This is a genomic window from Paenibacillus lupini (genome assembly GCF_011761355.1).
GTDB classification, from domain to species: Bacteria; Bacillota; Bacilli; order Paenibacillales; family Paenibacillaceae; genus Pristimantibacillus; species Pristimantibacillus lupini.
This window is the reverse complement of the sequence record NZ_JAASRW010000003.1, coordinates 535,674-553,765: the sequence shown is the minus strand read 5'-3', so window position 1 is coordinate 553,765 and position 18,092 is coordinate 535,674. Positions and strand designations below refer to the sequence as shown.

Annotated in this window: 18 protein-coding genes; 4 read left to right on the top strand and 14 right to left on the bottom strand. The window is 47.3% G+C overall.

From position 1 onward, the window contains the following. Positions 1-37: 37 nt before the first annotated feature. From FHS17_RS12145 to FHS17_RS30555, 10 genes are all read right to left on the bottom strand, one after another. Positions 38-1,234, bottom strand: coding sequence for a response regulator transcription factor (locus tag FHS17_RS12145; RefSeq protein ID WP_167278658.1), 1,197 nt, complete (start codon positions 1,232-1,234; stop codon positions 38-40). Further along, entirely contained in the window at positions 1,200-3,074 is a 1,875-nt protein-coding gene (locus tag FHS17_RS12140) for a cache domain-containing sensor histidine kinase (protein WP_167278657.1), read from the bottom strand. Before FHS17_RS12140 ends, FHS17_RS12145 begins: the two co-directional genes overlap by 35 nt. A 34-nt stretch (positions 3,075-3,108) precedes the next feature. After that, positions 3,109-4,122, bottom strand: coding sequence for a substrate-binding domain-containing protein (locus tag FHS17_RS12135; RefSeq protein ID WP_167278656.1), 1,014 nt, complete (start codon positions 4,120-4,122; stop codon positions 3,109-3,111). Between the two features lie 105 nt (positions 4,123-4,227). Further along, positions 4,228-5,391 carry a multiple monosaccharide ABC transporter permease gene (gene mmsB / locus FHS17_RS12130; protein ID WP_167278655.1) on the bottom strand — a complete coding sequence of 388 codons (1,164 nt, stop codon included), beginning with the start codon at positions 5,389-5,391 and terminating at the stop codon, positions 4,228-4,230. Positions 5,392-5,397: 6 nt separating this feature from the next. Continuing rightward, a complete protein-coding gene (mmsA, locus tag FHS17_RS12125) occupies positions 5,398-6,927 on the bottom strand; it encodes a multiple monosaccharide ABC transporter ATP-binding protein (RefSeq protein ID WP_167278654.1) in 1,530 nt (509 codons plus the stop codon). Between the two features lie 101 nt (positions 6,928-7,028). After that, positions 7,029-8,189 carry a multiple monosaccharide ABC transporter substrate-binding protein gene (gene chvE, locus FHS17_RS12120; RefSeq protein WP_167278653.1) on the bottom strand — a complete coding sequence of 387 codons (1,161 nt, stop codon included), beginning with the start codon at positions 8,187-8,189 and terminating at the stop codon, positions 7,029-7,031. Positions 8,190-8,940: 751 nt separating this feature from the next. Beyond that, positions 8,941-9,891, bottom strand: coding sequence for a hypothetical protein (locus tag FHS17_RS12115; protein ID WP_167278652.1), 951 nt, complete (start codon positions 9,889-9,891; stop codon positions 8,941-8,943). A gap of 24 nt (positions 9,892-9,915) precedes the next feature. Then, positions 9,916-10,911: a hypothetical protein gene (locus FHS17_RS12110; protein ID WP_167278651.1), complete on the bottom strand. Its 996-nt coding sequence runs from the start codon at positions 10,909-10,911 to the stop codon at positions 9,916-9,918. 20 nt (positions 10,912-10,931) lie between these two features. Beyond that, a complete protein-coding gene (locus tag FHS17_RS12105) occupies positions 10,932-11,846 on the bottom strand; it encodes a helix-turn-helix transcriptional regulator (RefSeq protein ID WP_167278650.1) in 915 nt (304 codons plus the stop codon). A 77-nt stretch (positions 11,847-11,923) separates the two neighbouring features. Beyond that, a complete protein-coding gene (locus FHS17_RS30555) occupies positions 11,924-12,112 on the bottom strand; it encodes a hypothetical protein (protein WP_167278649.1) in 189 nt (62 codons plus the stop codon). Between the two features lie 220 nt (positions 12,113-12,332). On the opposite strand from FHS17_RS30555, the gene FHS17_RS12095 reads away from it, so the two are divergent. After that, positions 12,333-12,734, top strand: coding sequence for a VOC family protein (locus FHS17_RS12095; protein ID WP_167278648.1), 402 nt, complete (start codon positions 12,333-12,335; stop codon positions 12,732-12,734). A gap of 40 nt (positions 12,735-12,774) precedes the next feature. On the opposite strand, the gene FHS17_RS12090 is transcribed toward FHS17_RS12095, so the two are convergent. Further along, entirely contained in the window at positions 12,775-13,614 is an 840-nt protein-coding gene (locus tag FHS17_RS12090; RefSeq protein WP_167278647.1) for an AraC family transcriptional regulator, read from the bottom strand. 124 nt (positions 13,615-13,738) lie between these two features. Here FHS17_RS12090 and FHS17_RS12085 point away from each other — a divergent pair, with 124 nt between their 5' ends. The 3 genes from FHS17_RS12085 (at position 13,739) to FHS17_RS12075 (ending at position 16,283) form a co-directional block, all read left to right on the top strand. Beyond that, positions 13,739-14,737 carry a Gfo/Idh/MocA family protein gene (locus tag FHS17_RS12085; RefSeq protein ID WP_167278646.1) on the top strand — a complete coding sequence of 333 codons (999 nt, stop codon included), beginning with the start codon at positions 13,739-13,741 and terminating at the stop codon, positions 14,735-14,737. A 19-nt stretch (positions 14,738-14,756) separates the two neighbouring features. Beyond that, positions 14,757-15,695: an aldo/keto reductase gene (locus FHS17_RS12080; RefSeq protein ID WP_167278645.1), complete on the top strand. Its 939-nt coding sequence runs from the start codon at positions 14,757-14,759 to the stop codon at positions 15,693-15,695. A gap of 111 nt (positions 15,696-15,806) precedes the next feature. Continuing rightward, positions 15,807-16,283 carry a hypothetical protein gene (locus tag FHS17_RS12075; RefSeq protein ID WP_167278644.1) on the top strand — a complete coding sequence of 159 codons (477 nt, stop codon included), beginning with the start codon at positions 15,807-15,809 and terminating at the stop codon, positions 16,281-16,283. A gap of 2 nt (positions 16,284-16,285) precedes the next feature. On the opposite strand, the gene FHS17_RS12070 is transcribed toward FHS17_RS12075, so the two are convergent. The 3 genes from FHS17_RS12070 to FHS17_RS12060 all read right to left on the bottom strand — a co-directional run bounded on the left by FHS17_RS12070 (position 16,286) and on the right by FHS17_RS12060 (position 18,061). Next, positions 16,286-16,687, bottom strand: coding sequence for a GNAT family N-acetyltransferase (locus tag FHS17_RS12070; RefSeq protein ID WP_167278643.1), 402 nt, complete (start codon positions 16,685-16,687; stop codon positions 16,286-16,288). Positions 16,688-16,690: 3 nt separating this feature from the next. Beyond that, on the bottom strand, positions 16,691-17,167 hold the full coding sequence (locus FHS17_RS12065; RefSeq protein WP_167278642.1) for a GNAT family N-acetyltransferase: 477 nt from the start codon (positions 17,165-17,167) through the stop codon (positions 16,691-16,693). A gap of 363 nt (positions 17,168-17,530) precedes the next feature. Continuing rightward, positions 17,531-18,061: a phosphotransferase family protein gene (locus FHS17_RS12060; protein WP_167278641.1), complete on the bottom strand. Its 531-nt coding sequence runs from the start codon at positions 18,059-18,061 to the stop codon at positions 17,531-17,533. Between the last annotated feature and the right edge of the window lie 31 nt (positions 18,062-18,092).

Below are 18,092 nucleotides of genomic sequence, written 5' to 3'. Positions count from 1 at the left end.
GGCACCTCTTCTTCTGATATTCCAATTCTCTTATCTCTTATAGCACATGCTTGCGATATTGGTTCGGGGGCAGCCCCGTTATTTTCTTAAACGCTGTACTGAAATAATGCTGCGATTCATATCCACTCTTCTCTGCAATTTCATGAATAGCAAGCTCTGTTTCATTGAGCAATCGAATGGCCTCTTTCATTCGAGCGGTTGTCAGCATACTGATGAAGGAGGCCCCCACCTCCTGCTTGAAGATCCGGCTCAAATAAACGGCTGACACATTCAGCTCATTGGCGATGCCTTCAAGAGAAAGATTCTGATCCTCATAACGATCAGCAATAATCTCCTTTGTCCGACGAACGAACGGGCTCAGGCGGGTTTCCCGCGTGACGCAGGCTCTCGCCTCTGCATACAGCGTTGGCACATCTCCCGCTTCATTCGGCTGATAACTAGCTACAATCTCAATTTTCAAAAATGCCGCAACATCTGCTTCAATCTGCTTAAAGACAACTTCCCGTGGTTTGCCCCAGATCAGAACAACAATTAACCCTACTTTATCTCGGAAATGGACGAAAGTAAACGACTGGAGATGCTCCTCCATTATATTCTCGATGGCAAACAGCAGCAGCTGCCGATCCTTCTCGGAGAAAAAAGCTTTCCCTTTCGACTGCTCCGGCCACCTGACAACCCCTACATAATCCGGTGCTTCGGCAGGCATCCGCAGGAAGGATAGCTGCTCCACAATCTCCTCAGCTCCAAGCTCACCCTTGATCCATTCCAGGCAAAATCTTTCTCTCAGCAGCGTAAAGTTCTTATCGATCTGCTTGGAAGCCATCTGCAGAAGCTCTGCATTAACCGTTGTCTCCTCCAGCTTTTGAACGACCTTCGCGAGAACCTCCGTCAGCATTCCCGGATTTACCGGCTTTAAAATGTAGTCATCGACCTCCAGCTTAATCGCCTCATAGGCATAGCTGAATTCATCATGGCCGGTAATGATAATAATCTTACACTTTGGAAGCAGTTCACGGAGATGGCTGATCAACGTCAGCCCGTTCATAATCGGCATGCTTAAATCTACTAACAGAATTTGTGCTTGCTTCTCCACGGCAAGCTCCAACGCTTCCTCCCCGTCCTCCGCTTCGCCAACAACCTCCAGATGAAGGTCCTCCCAAGAGATAGAGCTTCGAATTCCTTCCCGGATAATCGACTCATCATCCGCGATTAGTACCTTCCATTTGCGTGTCATGTGCGCTTTGCCCCTTCCGAATAATAGGATGCTTGATCGTCACAGTTGTTCCGCTTTTCTCTACACTGTCAATCGTGATGCCGTACGTCTCGCCATAGCTTAACCGGATTCGTTCCTGAACGTTTCTTAGCCCGTAGCTAGTTGCTTGATTAGGAGAACGCTCGGCTGCCGCACGCTGAGCGGCATTTGTATCGGATACATCCGGCACAGCTTCAAGAACGGCACGTAATGCTGCAAGACGTGTCTCTGTCATACCCACTCCGTCATCTTGAATGATTAATTCCAGCATTTCTTCACTAATAACAGCCTTTATGGCAATCATCCCCGGACCACGGCGTTCCTTAATGCCATGATAGATGGCATTCTCGACAAGCGGCTGAAGGATCAGCTTGAGTACGAACAAATCATCACAGCTTCCATCCACTTCGATCTTGTAATTCAGCTTATCTTTATATCTCGTCTGTTGAATTTTGAGGTAGCTCCGTATATGCTCGATTTCATCCGTAAGCGGGATGATCTCCTGCCCTTTGCTAAGCCCGATGCGAAACAGCTTCGACAAAGCCTCTACCATCTCCGTTGCTTCCTTCGCGCCATCCTTACGGGCAAGCCATTGAATGGTATCAAGCGTGTTATATAAAAAATGCGGCTGAATATGAGCTTGCAGGCTGCGCAGCTCCGCCTCCCGTTTGAGGCGCTGCTCCGACCATACCTGCGAGATAAGACGAGTCATCTGCGACAGCATTTTATTAAAGCTGCGACCAAGTAAACCAATCTCATCCTCCCGCTCCTCCGGAATCCGAATACTCATATTGCCCTCTTCCACTTTGCGCATGAAGGAGGCCAGCTGCGAGATTGGCCGGGAGATCGAATGGGACAGGTAGTACGACGCCGCAATCCCAAGCATACACACAATAAACACAAACGTGACCAAATATAAATTAATGTCCTTAATCTCTTGAACACTGTCCTGAACCGCGAAGACACCTACCGTTGTCCAGTTCGTGAATGAGGATTTTTGATAAATAAATTGCAGCTTCTGATTCCCTATAGTCTGAGCGAACATCCCCGAAGGCTGTTGACCCAGCAGCGCAACATCAAGGCTCCCGATCTTGGAGTTGCGGGGGGCGTAGATGCTTTCGCCTTTATCATTAATGACCATCAGATAACCAGATTTCCCAAGCCTCACATCGCGGACCGTTTCCGCTATGACCCTCAGCTTAAGATCAATCAGCACAACCCCTAACGTCTTTTGCGTATCGGGATCCTGAATGGCGCGAACGACAGAGACGACCTCACTATCTTTATAGTTTGCGTGTGTCGTGACATTGCGATTAGAAGGATGACCGATAATCTTGAATATCCCCTTCGCGCCAACCGCTTCCTGATACCAGGTTTCTTTGGTTAAGCTTTCATTCGTACGGGCATACATCTCGTTGCTAAAATAATCCCCGTTTGGCCGCACGACAATAATACCTGCAACCTCCGAGTATAACGTTGTAAAGCTTTGCAGAAATTTGGACATGCGGTATTCTTCACGATCATCATCAATAGCTGCCTCGCCTTCATTTAAGAAAGCCTGAATTTCCGGATTCATCGAAATGAAGTAAGAGATATTCTGGATATTACCTGCGTAATAGTCCAATGACTTATTGACGTTGTCAATCAGCTGCATCGTGTGATTATTTACCTGCTTCTCCACAATGCCATTAACGATCCACCCCATTAACAATCCAATGACCAGCGACGGCAGAATACTTATGAGCAGAAAATGCAAAATGAGCTTGTAGCGGATCGACCAGTTGTTCAACTGGAAGCTCTTCTGAAGTTGTCTGAATTCCATCTTGAAAGCTCCCCTTTTCGTTTAACAACAACCCTTATTTCGCATAAAACTGATCGACATCAGCAGGGGTCACCACCGTAATCCCCGTATCGATATTGGTTGGCAATGGAGGAATGCTTGAATCCCCGTTTGCCGACATCGGATTAACGATATGATTATGAAGATGGAACAGCTGCATAAGCGACCAATACCCCATATTCCATGTTCCTTGTGCAAGTGTGGCCGAGATGGTGCCGCTCTTGACCATATCAAGTGTCCCTTTATCAGTGTCAAAGCTGATAATTCGGACTTGATCAATCTTGCCCAGACGCAAAATCGCATTCCCCGCACCTACGCCGCCGTTCGCTTCCGTTACAAATATGCCCTTCAAATCCGGATACGTTTCCAGCAGCTCACGAACCTTCTGCTCGGATACCATCTGATCACCTTTGCCATCCTCTATTCCAATCAGCTGAACATCCGGGAATTCCTTCTGGAGTGTCTCTTCGAACCCTCTTGTCCTCTCCTGATGGTTCAATTGCTTAGGGAGCGTAACAACGCCAACCTTACCGCTTCCTCCTGTCAGCTCGGCCATCTTACGTGCGGCCGTAACCCCCGCATTATAATTGTTGGTTCCGATATACGAATAAGCCTTGCTGTTAGGAGCATCAGCGTCAAACATGACAACGGGGATACCCGCTTCTACCGCTTTATTAATCGCTGAATTAAGTGATTCCGAATCAATCGCGCTGACGGCTATGCCCGCCGGTTTACGTGCAATAACCTGCTCGAGCACCATCACTTCTTCCTGCACATCATATTGTGTAGAGCCGCGGTACTCGACCGATACACCAAGCGCCTCCGCCGCATCCTCGAAGCCTTTCAGCCCGTTTTTCCAATAATCAATGCCTGCCAGGAAATTGACCATGACATACTTCTCGTCCAGCGTACCATGCAAACCTTCTGTTTCATTTAACAGCTCGCTGTTGTCTTCTTTGACAAAAACCATGTATAAATAAGCCATTAACGTGCCAATCAGCACAATGTATACGAGCAGTAGCTTTTTCAAACTGATCCTCCTTCAACTATGCCAATAAACGCAAAAAACCGCTTTCATTAACATAGCAGTTAAGCGCGTATAGACACAAGCTTGTGTCTATACGCGCCGAGTTAATTAAGCTGATTTATTTTTGTTATAGAGGTCAAAGGCTACCGCGAGCAGCAGCACCAAACCTTTGATGCCTTGCTGGTAATCGATTCCGAGACCAATTAGTGACATACCGTTATTCATAACGCCCATCACAAGACCGCCCACAATCGCTCCGATAACCGTACCAACGCCGCCTGTAGCTGATGCCCCGCCGATAAATACCGCCGCGATCGCATCCAGCTCGAAGTTAACGCCTGCTTTTGGAGTTGCTGCATTCAGCCTGGCTGCAAAGACAAGGCCAGCGAGTGCAGCAAGAACACCCATATTGACGAATACCCAGAAGGTCATTTTCTTGGTCTTAACCCCGGATAATTTAGCTGCCTTCTCGTTGCCGCCAAGTGCGTAAATATGACGACCCATAACGGTCTTACGCATCACGAACGTGTACAGGGCAACTAGAATGAACAACATAATCAGAATGTTCGGCAGACCTTTGTACGAAGCAAGTACATAAGTGAATAAGTTCGTAATGATCACAACCGCTGCCAGCTTGATTAGGAAGAATGGAAACGGCAGAAGCTCAAGCTTGTATTGCTTCTGGATGATCCGTGTACGCCATTCCATGAAGATATACACAACAGACAAGGCAATACCAATCAATATCGTAAGGAGGTGGATATCCCAATTCCCAGGAAGATCCGGCAGAAATCCTGTACTAATCGAGCGGAAGCCATTCGGGAATGGAGCGACCGATTTGCCGTCCAGCACGAGCATCGTTAAGCCTCTGAACAAGAGCATGCCGGCAAGCGTTACGATAAAGGATGGTATCCGGACATAAGCGACCCAGAAGCCTTGCCAAGCTCCAACGAGTGCACCAAACACCAGCGACAGGACCATCGCAACCGGGAAGGACATCCCGTGCTTGACCATCATAATCGCAGAGACGGCACCAACAAAAGCGGCAACCGAACCAACGGAAAGATCAATATGCCCGGTAATAATAACAAGCAGCATCCCGATAGCGAGAATAAGAATATAACTATTTTGAAGAATAAGATTCGTAATATTAAGTGGTTTCAAAAGAATGCCGTCGGAAAGAAACTGAAAGAGCAGCATGATTAAGATTAGTGCAATGAACATGCCATACTGCCGGATATTGCTGCGGATCAATTTCAGCGCGGTTTCCATGCTGTTCTACCTCCTGCTTTTGGTCATAAACTTCATCAATGTTTCTTGGTTGGCCTTTGCTCTTGGCACTTCTCCTGTAAACCGTCCTTCACTCATCACGTAAATGCGGTCACACATACCAAGCAGCTCAGGCAGCTCCGAGGAGATCATCAGAATGCCTTTTCCTTGTGCAGCCAATTGATTAATAATCGTATAGATTTCATACTTAGCCCCAACATCGATACCCCGCGTTGGTTCATCCAGTATAAGGAGATCTGGACCGGTAAAAATCCATTTGCTGAGCACGACCTTTTGCTGGTTTCCTCCACTCAGGTTTCCTGTTTTCTGATGGATGCTTGGCGTCTTAATATTGAGCTTCTTGCGGAAGCCTTCAGCCTCGTTAATCTCTTTGTAGTCATCCACCACAAACCACTTGGAAATGCCATTCAAATTAGCAAGGGTTGTATTCCGCTTGATATCATCCATCAGAATAAGACCATATTCCTTCCGGTCTTCGGTTACATAAGCAATGCCTTCATCAATCGCTTTGCTGATATCAGGCAGCTTCGTTTCCTTGCCATCCTTGAACAGCTGTCCACTGATTTTTTTGCCATAGGACTGACCAAAGATACTCATCGCAAGCTCCGTGCGGCCTGCCCCCATCAGCCCGGCTATACCCACAATCTCGCCGCGGTTAATATGGAAGCTGACCTCATCGATAACCTTTCGTTCCGATTGCTGGGGATGATAGACATTCCAGTTCTTCACTTCGAATAAAATGTCCCCGATGTTTGTCTCCCGCTCCGGATAACGATGTGTCAGATCACGTCCTACCATGCCTTTAATAATCCGGTCTTCCGTAATCTGGTCCTCCCGGACATTTAACGTTTCGATCGTCTTGCCATCACGCAAAATCGTAATCGAATCGGCTACCTTCATAATCTCGTTAAGCTTATGCGAAATAATAATCGAGGTAAGGCCCTGCTCCTTGAAGGCCAGCATCAGATTCAGCAGATTCTCGCTGTCCTCTTCATTAAGGGCGGCCGTTGGTTCATCCAGAATCAGCAGCTTTACTTCCTTTGATAACGCCTTGGCGATTTCAACAAGCTGCTGCTTGCCGACGCCAAGTGTCCCTGCATGGATATTTGGTGATTCGGACAAGCCTACTGTTTTAAGCAGCTCCCGTGTTTTTACAACCGTCTCGTTCCAGTTAATAATGCCGCGGCTTGCCTGCTCGTTCCCGAGGAAAATATTTTCCGCTACCGATAGCTGCGGGATGAGAGCAAGCTCCTGATGAATAATAACAATGCCTAACTCTTCACTGTTACGGATATCTTTAAATTCGCAGGCATTGCCTTTGAATAAAATGTCGCCCTCATATGAACCATGTGGATATACGCCGGAAAGCACCTTCATCAGCGTCGATTTGCCCGCTCCGTTTTCTCCCATTAAGGCATGAATCTCGCCTGCTTTTACTTGTAAATTAACATTCTCCAGCGCCTTAACGCCCGGAAAGGTTTTGGTGATTCCCCGCATTTCTAGTAGGATATCAGTCAAAGCTATCACCACGCCTTCAATTAGATAAATGGAAAATGATCTAGCGACGGTTTTGTGGCCGTCGCTAAACCATTTGGCTGCCGCAAATGTAAGAGAATTGCTTATTTCAGTTCGTCTTCGCTGTAGTAACCCGAATCAACGAGTGTTTGTTTGTAATTACTGCTGTCTACGGATACCGGTTCAAGCAGGAAGGACGGAACAACTTTCACGCCGTTATCATAGGTTTTCGTGTCGTTCACTTCAGCATCTTTACCTTCAATAACCGCTTGAGCCATACCAACCGCTACCTTTGCAAGCTCACGAGTATCTTTGAAGATCGTGGACGTTTGCTCGCCGGCAATGATCGATTTCACCGATGCAAGCTCAGCGTCTTGGCCTGTAATAATTGGCATTGGCTTATCAGCTGTGCCGTAGCCTACACCTTTAAGGGAAGAGATAATACCGATACTGATACCGTCATAAGGGGACAATACTGCGCTTACCGTGTCGCTTGCATAGTTTGCGCTGAGCAGGTTATCCATACGGGATTGTGCTGTTGCGCCATCCCAGCGGAGAGTAGCAACCTGTTCCATTTTGGTTTGACCGCTTTTTACAACCAGCTTGCCGTTATCGATGTACGGTTGAAGAACAGACATCGCACCGTCGAAGAAGAAGTAAGCATTGTTATCGTCTGGGGAGCCGGCGAACAGCTCGATGTTGAACGGTCCTTTTCCGTCCTTCAGACCAAGCTTCTCTTCTAGGTAAGAGGCCTGCAATACGCCTACTTTGAAGTTATCAAAGGTTGCATAGTAGCTGACATGCTCGGTATTTTTGATCAGACGGTCATAAGCGATTACTTTAATGTCCGCGTCTGCTGCTTTTTGCAGAACATCCGTCAAGGATTCGCCGTCGATAGCTGCGATCACGAGTACTTTAACACCCTTCGTAATCATGTTCTCGATTTGAGATACTTGGTTCTCAATAACGTCCTCTGCATACTGCAGATCTACTGTGTAACCAAGCGCTTCGAATTCCTTCTTCATGTTGGCGCCATCGCCAACCCAACGCTCCGATGACTTCGTTGGCATCGAGATTCCGATTTTGCCCATTTCAGTAGTTGCGCCTGCATTGGTACTTTCCGTGCTGTCGGCGGTGTTTGTGCTGCCGGTGTTGTTAGCTGCTTTGTCGTTGTTGTTCGTGCCATTGCTGCTGCTGTTTGCCCCGCAAGCCGCAAGCACAACGATTAGTGCCGTTAACATTAAGATCGATAACATCTTTTTCATTTCTGTCTATCCCCTCTCGATTTGTGGAAATGAATTGTTGATAGACAAATCATACAGGGGCGAAAGAACATTATCTTTGCACTTCGTTTACTGGTTTTTATAAAAAAACAAACAAAAATAGGGAGCAATGAACACTTACGTTCTGGTCATCGCAGGATTGGAATTTTGATAAGACCCTCGCAGGGTCTTATTAGGGATGAGTTAGGCTGCGGGCGTGAACTTAAGACCCTGTCAGGGTCTTATTCACTCGGAAAAGCGGGAAAACAGCGGGGTTCGAGGGCTTGATGGCGCAATAAGACCCTCACAGGGTCTTATTCACTCCGAACAGTGGGAAAACTGCGGGGTTCGAGGGCCTTGATGGGGCAATAAGACCCTCGCAGGGTCTTATCAGCGAGGAGTTAGGCTGCAGGCGTGAACTTAAGACCCTGTCAGGGTCTTATGCACTCGGAAAAGCGGGAAAACAGCGGGGTCCGAGGGCTTGATGGCGCAATAAGACCCTCGCAGGCTCTTATCAGGAGAGAGTTAGTCAGTAGGCGTGAACTTAAGACCCTGTCAGGGTCTTATTCACTCGGAAAAGCGGGAAAACAGCGGGGTTCGAGGGCCTTGATGGGGCAATAAGACCCTCGCAGGGTCTTATCAGCGGAGAGTTAGGCTGCAGGCGTGAACTTAAGACCCTGTCAGGGTCTTATATAAAATAAGGACTGTCTCAGAGTGTCATCATAGATGACTTCTGTAGACAGCCCTTATCCTCTTACCTCAGAGCGATATCGCCCTTGCGGATATCTATCGTTTCCCGCATGAATAATTTAATGGCCATTATGGCCTTCTCTTCAGCCTGACAGGCTTCATCGAGTAGCACGATAAGCCGCTCAATCGCCGGCATATCATCGCTCTGCACAAGACGATTCATTTCTTCGAGGGCTTCTGCAACGCGCGCATACTGCAAGGCTGCCTCCCTCAGTGATGGCCAATACGTCTCCAATACGGTGAAATAGCTCCGAATATTCTGTTTCGAAGCCGCGTAGCTGCGAATCACTGCCAGCCATCCTTCACGGTCATATTCGCCATTTTGAAGGGCAGAAGTGATCGCCGCATACGCTGACTTCCCGCAAGCATACTCGCTCTCAGGAAGCATCGGATCATGCGTTTCCCATCGGTACACTGCCTGCATCAGTGATTCCCGGCATACTTCCAAATGGTCTAGTGGGATCCGATTCTCGAGCACCTGATAGTACCAATACGGATTACAGCCGAAGGAATGGTACGGGAGCTGCTCCATCTCCTCTTCCCTGCCATTCGACAGAAGGAGGATCTGCCGCTCATCATCGTAACCCGCAGCGACAACAAATCGATCCTTCCATATGACCGCGCCAGTGCCGTCATCTATGGCCTTTTTAATCTGAAGAATGGCCGCATCTCTGTAAAGAGGAAAGGTCGCATCAAAGGTAAAACCCGCATTCGACGAAGCGGCAATACCAATAAAATCGGCGGCAAGAAAATTTTCCGCTATCCAGTTGTAAGCGGTAGGACCTTCTGCCGTTAACCTCCGGTTGACGGTAAACCGGAACGCCGCTGATGTCATACCAGCCAGCATAGGCTTGGAATAAGTCGTCCATCCTTTATGAGTTAAAACCGCATGCATAGCATCGATATAAGATTCCGATTCAATTGTCATTTTTACATTCGTAAGGATTACCGTCATAGGTTCACCTCTCATCTTTTAAGATCATTTCGGTGTATGAATTCCCCATCTAGGAATAATGGATCTTCGCGGATCAGGGTATCGTTCGGATAGACTACGGAATACATCTACCGTGCGATCCTCGAGTTGCTGCGCTGCGGCGAATTGCTCGGTTAACAATTCGACTTGATTACGGTCAACCTTCCGAGCACCACTCGTTTCGATAATGCCATCCCGGATTAGCGGTAGTATACCAATAAGCTCCTCATACAGCCGTGAAGCTTCACCCAACTCAGGATAGACTGCTCGTGCTTCTTGCAAATACGCGCAGATCTCTTCCCGCGAATAACAGTAGGAATCCAGAATATACACCGCTCCGCCCTCATCATAATCTCCCTGCTTGAGCGCTCTAATCAGAAAATCATACGCAAGTCGACCGGAACCGATATCCGTATTGGGTAAGGTTTTATGAGGAGTATCCCAGTCATAGATCGCTAGCCGCAGCGATTCCAGAATCATCGCCTCAAGAGGAATGTCCACTTTGCCGCCAAACGCCTGACAATACCAGAACTCCGTAAAGTTAAGGCCGAGGTTATCGTACAGAACAATCTGCGACTCGCCCGACCAGCCATCCTGTACGAAAAACACCCGATCCTCTTCATCATAACCGTCAATAATGCCAAACTCCGGTATCCAGTAAATAACGCCAACACCCCGGTTAAGACTCTCCTTCACCCACAGGACCGCATCCTGCTGGTAATGGCGGAACGTTGGATGTCTCGTTCTGCCCGCATCAAGCACCGTATATATCCCAAGATTGTCTATGCCGGGTCTATGCTCGTTAATCCACTCTCCATAAGCCGAGACCGATAATGGCAGCAACCGTTCATGAACGGTGAATTTAAAAGCCATCCCGGTAAGTCCGGACAGTCGGTATTTCGGCCCCCCGAACAATCCGGTTGCGGTGAGTATGGCATACAAACTATCAATGTAGGATTTGGCTTCCCGCTTCATATCGAGTTGTAATCGTACGTTAGGCAAGGTCCATCCTCCTGACTAAATTATTCTGTTCCTCTAAATCGATTCGTGATCTGTTCACACTTGATTTGAAGATTTTGCTTGAGCCACTTCGGAGCGATCAGCTCCTCCCACTCGGTCACAAGCAGATGCTGCAGAAAGCTGTCCGTATCATAAAAAGCTACTGTATAGATAAGCTCATTCCGAGATTGTATAGCAAAGCCTCTCCAACTGTTCCCATCAAGCGGAGTGCTTAATCTTATCTTCGCCAGATAAGGAGCACGGGCAGGCTTGCTGCCTTGTTCAAACTTAGAGAACGATTCACGATCCTCAATGCCAAACGCTGCTCCTGCAATAGAGAGATGCGTGATGCCATCCAGTCTCAACAGAATTGGGCGTACCTCCGCCTCGCTATGTACCGCCACATAATCCGCATGATAACGGGATACGAACCGAATTGGACTGACATGCAGCTGGCGTTCGCCCTCTTCATCTTTATAGAGCGCATAAACCGACTTTTTGTCCGTAATGGCCTCTGAGAGTAGTTCCATATGCTGAATAGCCCGCGGGCTGGCGTCAAAGATCGGCAGTTTGGAAAAGCCTTTCTCTTCGAGGTTCTCCGAAGCCTCGAATCTGCTCAGCAAATCCCCTACACGCCTAACTGATTCGGCATTGTCATAATTATAGTGACGATAGCGAAGTGCGAGGTACTTCAGAATCTTCTGCTCTTCTTCCGACAGATATAGATGAGGAAGTACAAAGGCTTCATCCTCATAGCAATAGCCACGATATTTGGCCACATATTTAAGCGGTGCACGAAGAGACATTTCCATATATTCAATGTCCCTCGCAGCCTGACGCTTCGAGATTTCGAATTGTTTTGCTAGAAGGCTGCTGTTTGGATAAAAACCTGCACGTACTTGCTGATCAAACCACCCGATGCGATGCATATTGCTCATCCTCTCACAGCCCCCCTTGTCTATTTATTTCTATTACAGCATTTTCTGGAGATAGACCGCAACCAGAATGTATCGTATTACTTCACGGCTGCGTCTACTCTCTCTTGTGATGCAGGGATGCATCGCTTACATACTTTCAAAGCTTTACCTTCCGACGTCGTATGGGTGTAAAGCAGTTTAATTCTCGTTCTGTTGCATACGGGACAAGTCCCTCTGCCGCGGGATGGAAGATTCCAGAGTACACGGCCCCTTTTTGTTTTCGCCATTATTCATGACCTCATTTCTATGTGATGTGCCCATTATAGAACAAGTGGTATGACATAAAATGTCATACCACTTAAGAAATATATCATCCTTCACTTGGCTTCACTGGTGGTGACACTCTAAAGAGGTATGACACTAGTGCTGTCATACCTCTTTTTAATGCTTGTCCATTTGGGGTATAGTGGAATAAGGAAATGCCATTTTCAGAGGAGGGGTTCGTTCATGCCACAGGAGATTTGGATTAACTTGCCGGTCAAGGATGTTCAGAATTCAACTGCCTTTTTTAATCAGATTGGATTCCAGGCGGTAGCCGTAGGTAATGAAAGAGCAAAGCTTAGCATAGGGAGTACAACGATATTACTGTTCCCGGAAGCGGCGATTGAACAATTTGCAGGTGCGAAAGTAGTGGATACCTCCCAATTTACAGAAGTCTTGTTTTCCCTTGGGGCTGACAGCAGAGAAGAAGTGGATGAAATTGTCCGAAAGGTAGAACTTGCTGGCGGAACCATCTTTGGCAAACCTCAAGAAAGCCAAGGCTGGATGTATGGTGCTGGCTTTGCCGACCTGGACGGGCACCGTTGGAATTTGCTGTACATGGATGAGAGTAAAATGCCGCAGGGCTAATAGGAAACGCCGGTAACCTCCTTAAGGTCACCGGCGTTTTTTATACCCCATATAGTCTTCGGTAAGCCGTAGGCGTCATCCCTTCATGCTCCATAAACCGCTTGTTGAAATAGCTGACGCTGGGATACCCCGCTTCCTCTGCAATTTGACCGATATTATCGTCCTTTCTCTCGAGCAGCCACTGCTTCGCTGCCTGCAGGCGGCAGCGGGTGATGAAGTCCATAGGCGTCATGCGTGTTGCACTTCGAAACAACTTGCAGAAGTAATAAGGCGTCACACCTACTATATCTGCCCATTCCTCCAGTATAAAAGGCTTCACCGCCTCCTGCTGCATCAGCGGGAGCAGCTCCATAATCCGTTCGCTCGATGTACCTGTCTTGCTTCCTTGCAAGGCAACCGCCTGTTCGACGAAAATCGTCAGTAGCATATAAGTCAGCATCGACAAATGTGCGGGCCGCAGCATTCGGTACGTCACCGCTTCGTTAAGCAGTTCTTCATGAACCTGCTCCCAGACTACAGGCTGGCGAATTTTCCACAAGGGGCTTTTGTGAAATCCCTGCTCGATGAGATAGTCCCTTAAGCCCGTCCCCCCGTAAAAATGAAACCAACGTACATCCCACGGTTCATCTTGGCTGCTGAAATAACGCTGCTTCTGCAAGGGGAAATAAAGGACAGCCTCCCCTGCGCGAAGCTCATGGATAACTCCGTCAATTTCGGCAAAACCCTTGCCCGAAACACAGTAATGGATATTGAAATTGTTAAGTGCTCCCGCTTCCCGTTCTGCACTATGCTCCGGGTCATTACGATAATTACCGACCGATTCCGGCAAGCAAAAGTAAGGCATATTCGGAAGAGTGAGCAGCAGGCTTTGGCGTTTCATATCGCACACCTCTTATGACAATATTGTTTTAACGGAACACAAAATAATATCATTTTAATTTTAATTATCTTCTCCTATAATCGCAATATAGTCATAAATCATTTAGACGAAGCGAGGGTGAAGCATGAGCAAAAAGTTAAAATGGGGCATCTTGGGATGCGCCGGAATTGCAAAGCGCGCAGTAATTCCAGGTCTTCATTTATCTGAGTTGAATGAAGCGGCCGCAATCGCAAGCCGTGACGGAGAAAAAGCGAAACAAACAGCTGATGAGCTTAACATTCCAACTGCCTATGACAGCTACGAGGCGCTTTTGGCCGACAGCTCCATTGACGTTATTTATATACCGCTGCCGAATCATCTCCATAAGGAGTGGGCGATTCGCGCAGCCGAAGCAGGCAAGCACATTTTATGCGAGAAGCCACTCGCCTTAAACGCGCACGAAGCAGCGGAGATGGCCGAAGCAGCAGATAAAGCAGGCGTTCTTCTGTCTGAAGCTTTTATGTACCGCTATCATCCTCGTTACCAAACGATAAAGGATTTAATTGCATCCGGTGCCATTGGTGAGGTTCGCGGGATCCGCAGTGCGTTTACTTTTAACAACCCGAATGATTCTAAAAATGTTCGCTTCCGCAAAGAGTGGGGCGGCGGCTCGATCTATGATGTAGGCTGTTACCCGCTAAACGCGGCTCGACTGCTGCTGGGTAAAGAGCCACAAGCGGTTACCGTTAATGCCTTCTTCTCTCCAGAACATGATGATGTGGATATGATGGCTTCTGGGCTTGTCGAGTTTGAGGGAGATGTATCCCTTACGTTCGATTGCGGCATGTGGGCTGCCTTCCGCAACCCGCTGGAGGTGCTTGGTACGGACGGAATCATTGAGGTTCCCTCTGCCTTTGTAACACCTACGCCAGAAAGCAGCCATATTTATCTGACTGCTAACGGTGAGCGCCGTCAAATTGAAGTACCGTATGTCAACTCATATACGGCGCAAGCAGATTCTTTGTACCACTCGATTACAAATGGAACTCCACTTACCTTCCAGACGTCAGATGCGATTAGCAATATGAAAGTCATTGACGCTTGCTTGTTATCTGCCCGTGAACGGACAAGAGTAACTTTATAATCTAAGGAGGCTGACTGATATGGAATTCTTGAACTTAAAAGGATTGGACAAACCGGTATCCCGCTTAATGAAAGGCACGGACTATTTCTACAATGACTCTTATGAGAAAGCTGCTGCCAACCTGGACGCTTACTTCGCCATCGGCGGCAATTGCATGGACTCTGCCCATATTTATTGCGGCGGGCAAAGTGAGGTAGTAATGGGACGATATCTGAAGGAACGCGGCAACCGCGATCAGTGGGTCATTCTGACCAAAGGCGCCCATCATGATCAGAACGGCCCTCGTGTCAGCCGTGAAGCGATTCGCAGCGACCTGATGACAAGCCTCGAGCGTCTGCAGATTGATACGATCGATATGTACGGCCTTCACCGCGATGATCCAAACGTGCCTGCTGGTGAAGTCATTGAAATTCTGAATGAGCATATTAAGTCCGGTGCTGTGCAAACCATTGGCGTTTCCAACTGGACTTGGCAGCGTATTCAAGAGGCGAATGATTATGCAGCGGCAAAAGGTCTCGTTGGCTTCTCATTCAGCAGCCCTAACCTAAGCCTCGCCAAAGCAAACGAGCCGTTCTGGGCAGGCTGCGTATCTGCTGATGCAGAGACCATCGCATGGCATGAAGCGAACCAAATGCCTCTGTTCTCCTGGTCTTCCCAAGCACGTGGCTTCTTCACAGGCCGCTTCACTCCAGAGGATCGCAGCAATGCCGATCTGGTCCGTGTCTTCTACAGCGACGACAACTGGGAGCGTTATGAACGTGCGAAGCAGCTGGCGGAGCAAAAGAATGTCACGCAGATCCAGATCGCTTTGGCTTACGTGCTTAACCAAGCCTTCCCAACCTGCGCCCTCATCGGCGCCCAATCACTCGAGGAGCTCCGCTCTTGCGACGAGGGTTCGCGAATCAAGCTGACCCGAGAAGAGATGGATTGGCTGGATTTGAGCTCGGATAAGAAATAAGGGTAGATGAAGAAAGCACGCTCCTGTTTGAGGAGCGTGCTTTTTTTGAAGAGAGGATGAATAAAGTTCATCTTGAATATTTAAATAAAACATTTTATCGGGGAGGCTCTAATGGCACTTATCCATGATTTTATATTAGTAAAGACTGATCATGAACCCCCATTTGATTTATTCTATTTACTCATGCTTAAAGATGAAGCTAAACGGGATATGGTTGTTCATATTCCTGATGACCTGATTCTGTATATTATGGATACAATGAAGTGGGTCTGCTCGTACAATCCTTTTAACAACGAGAAACAATATGGCCTTTATTATCACGGGCTCAGCTTACTAAAAGAAGATGGTATTAGAACGTTAAATAGTATCGCTCAAGCATGGTTAAGCCTATTTACAGTTGCTCCCGATATTATCACATTAACTGGTCCATACGTTACAATTGAGGGAGAGCCGGATATTCCCGGAGAGTATGAAATTATCACGTTTAGTAAAAACGATATTATTACAAGAATTAACAAGCTAGTTGAACTAACCAGTAAGGCTATGGATTCAGAAGAGAACTATATGATTCTACATCATGGTATCTAGCCTCAAGGCCTTTTATTCATAAATCTATCTGCATTTCTCCTGAACCCAAATTGCTCATACAGCCCATGAGCATCTAAAGTACCAAGCAGTCCCATTATCCCCTCGTACTGTCCAACAATAAGTCCAACCAATTCCTTACCCAGCCCATGTCCTCTATGCTCCTCATCAATAAACACATCCGCCAGATAATAAACTGTCGCCCAATCCGTAACAACCCGGGCAAAGCCAACCTGCTTGTCCTCCTGATAAATACCATAACAAATCGAGTTTTGGATGGACTTTTCGATCGTCTCTATCGACCTTTGATTCGCCCAGTAGCTTCGGCCTAAGAAAGCACCAATAGTCTCTATGTTGAGCAGTGACTTATCATCGCTAACACGGTAGTTTTTATACCATTGTTCCATACCTCAGCCCCCATTTAATATTTTCATAAAGGTAACCCGATGATAACCTTCTGTAAAAAAGTCTTGTTCCTCTTTGATTAAATCAAAGCCTATATTCCGATAAAAGTCGATCGTCCCCTCATTCCCCGGATGACCCAGCGTGTACAAAATCACTTTCTCTTCGTTTAGCTCTCTCAATCTATCACAAATCGAACTGATCAGCGCTCGGCCTATACCCTTTCGGGCAGCGCTATTTTTGACGACGACACCAACAATTTCGTAGAGGCCAGCCTCATCGTTATAGATAAAACCTGTGTGCCCACAGACTATGCCATCCTCCTCCGCAATATAATACTCACTTTTGTATGAGGAAGTTGTAAAGTACTCCCTCCACCTTACAGGATATCTAGCAACGACAAATGATGGGAATTGCAGTGGATATTCCTCGAAAATATGGATCACATCTTGCTGATCATTTTGCTGCAAGCGTCGGATATGCATAGGATTTCCTCCTAATAGGGAGTGGCTATTACCATAGATTGTTATCCATATTTTACAAGTAACTATCGTTAATCGCCATTACTTTCTGTAAGGCTGTTTCCGTCCAATCCCTGAATAGGTTACTTTTTCACCATCTCCCCCCCCCTCCTCCGTACACCCTAACGATGTCGTACATCGTTAAGACCTCTTCCCACATACGATTTCACCTTCTTAACGATGCGGCACATCGTTAAGCTCAACGATTTGGCTACTTTCACTCCTTTTTCCTGTGTTTTCTGCCGTCTTAACGATGTCACGCATCGTTAAGACCACATAACTAAAAAGCTGATAACGGTCCATAAACCGTCATCAGCTTGTTTTAGTTTATAAGGCCTGTAAACGCTTAAAGCCCTCTTTGAAATTCTCATGCGTCCACTTGATATGGTCCTGATTCTCATATTTGCGGTAGGTGCATTCAATCACGAATATGAGATCCATATAGAAATCATACAGCACCCGTCTTCTCTGCTCAGCTTCGGTTAGACCGTTAATACCGTATCCAGCGTAAAAAGCGTTCGACCACTCCTGCGTAAGCCGGCCAAAATAATATTCACATAACGGATCGCCCCAGAATGCCCGCTCGAAATCGATAAGGCCGGAGATAGCTCCATCCTTCACAAATATATTACCATCCCACAAATCCCAATGGACTAAGGAGGCTTCCTTTACATCCGTCAGAAGCCCACTTACCCGAGCGAGAACGGTCTTCCGGCCATCCTCCAGCATGATGGAGTAAGCCATATTAGCCCAGCCGTCCGTAAGCTCACTTGCCGAGTGAAAGCCCTGTCCAAAAGCCTCATGTACAATTTTTCCGATCTCTTGGTTGCTAAGCCTGTACTTATTCGCATTTTCCATATCTGCAGAATAGCCTCCGCTCCTTGGATTT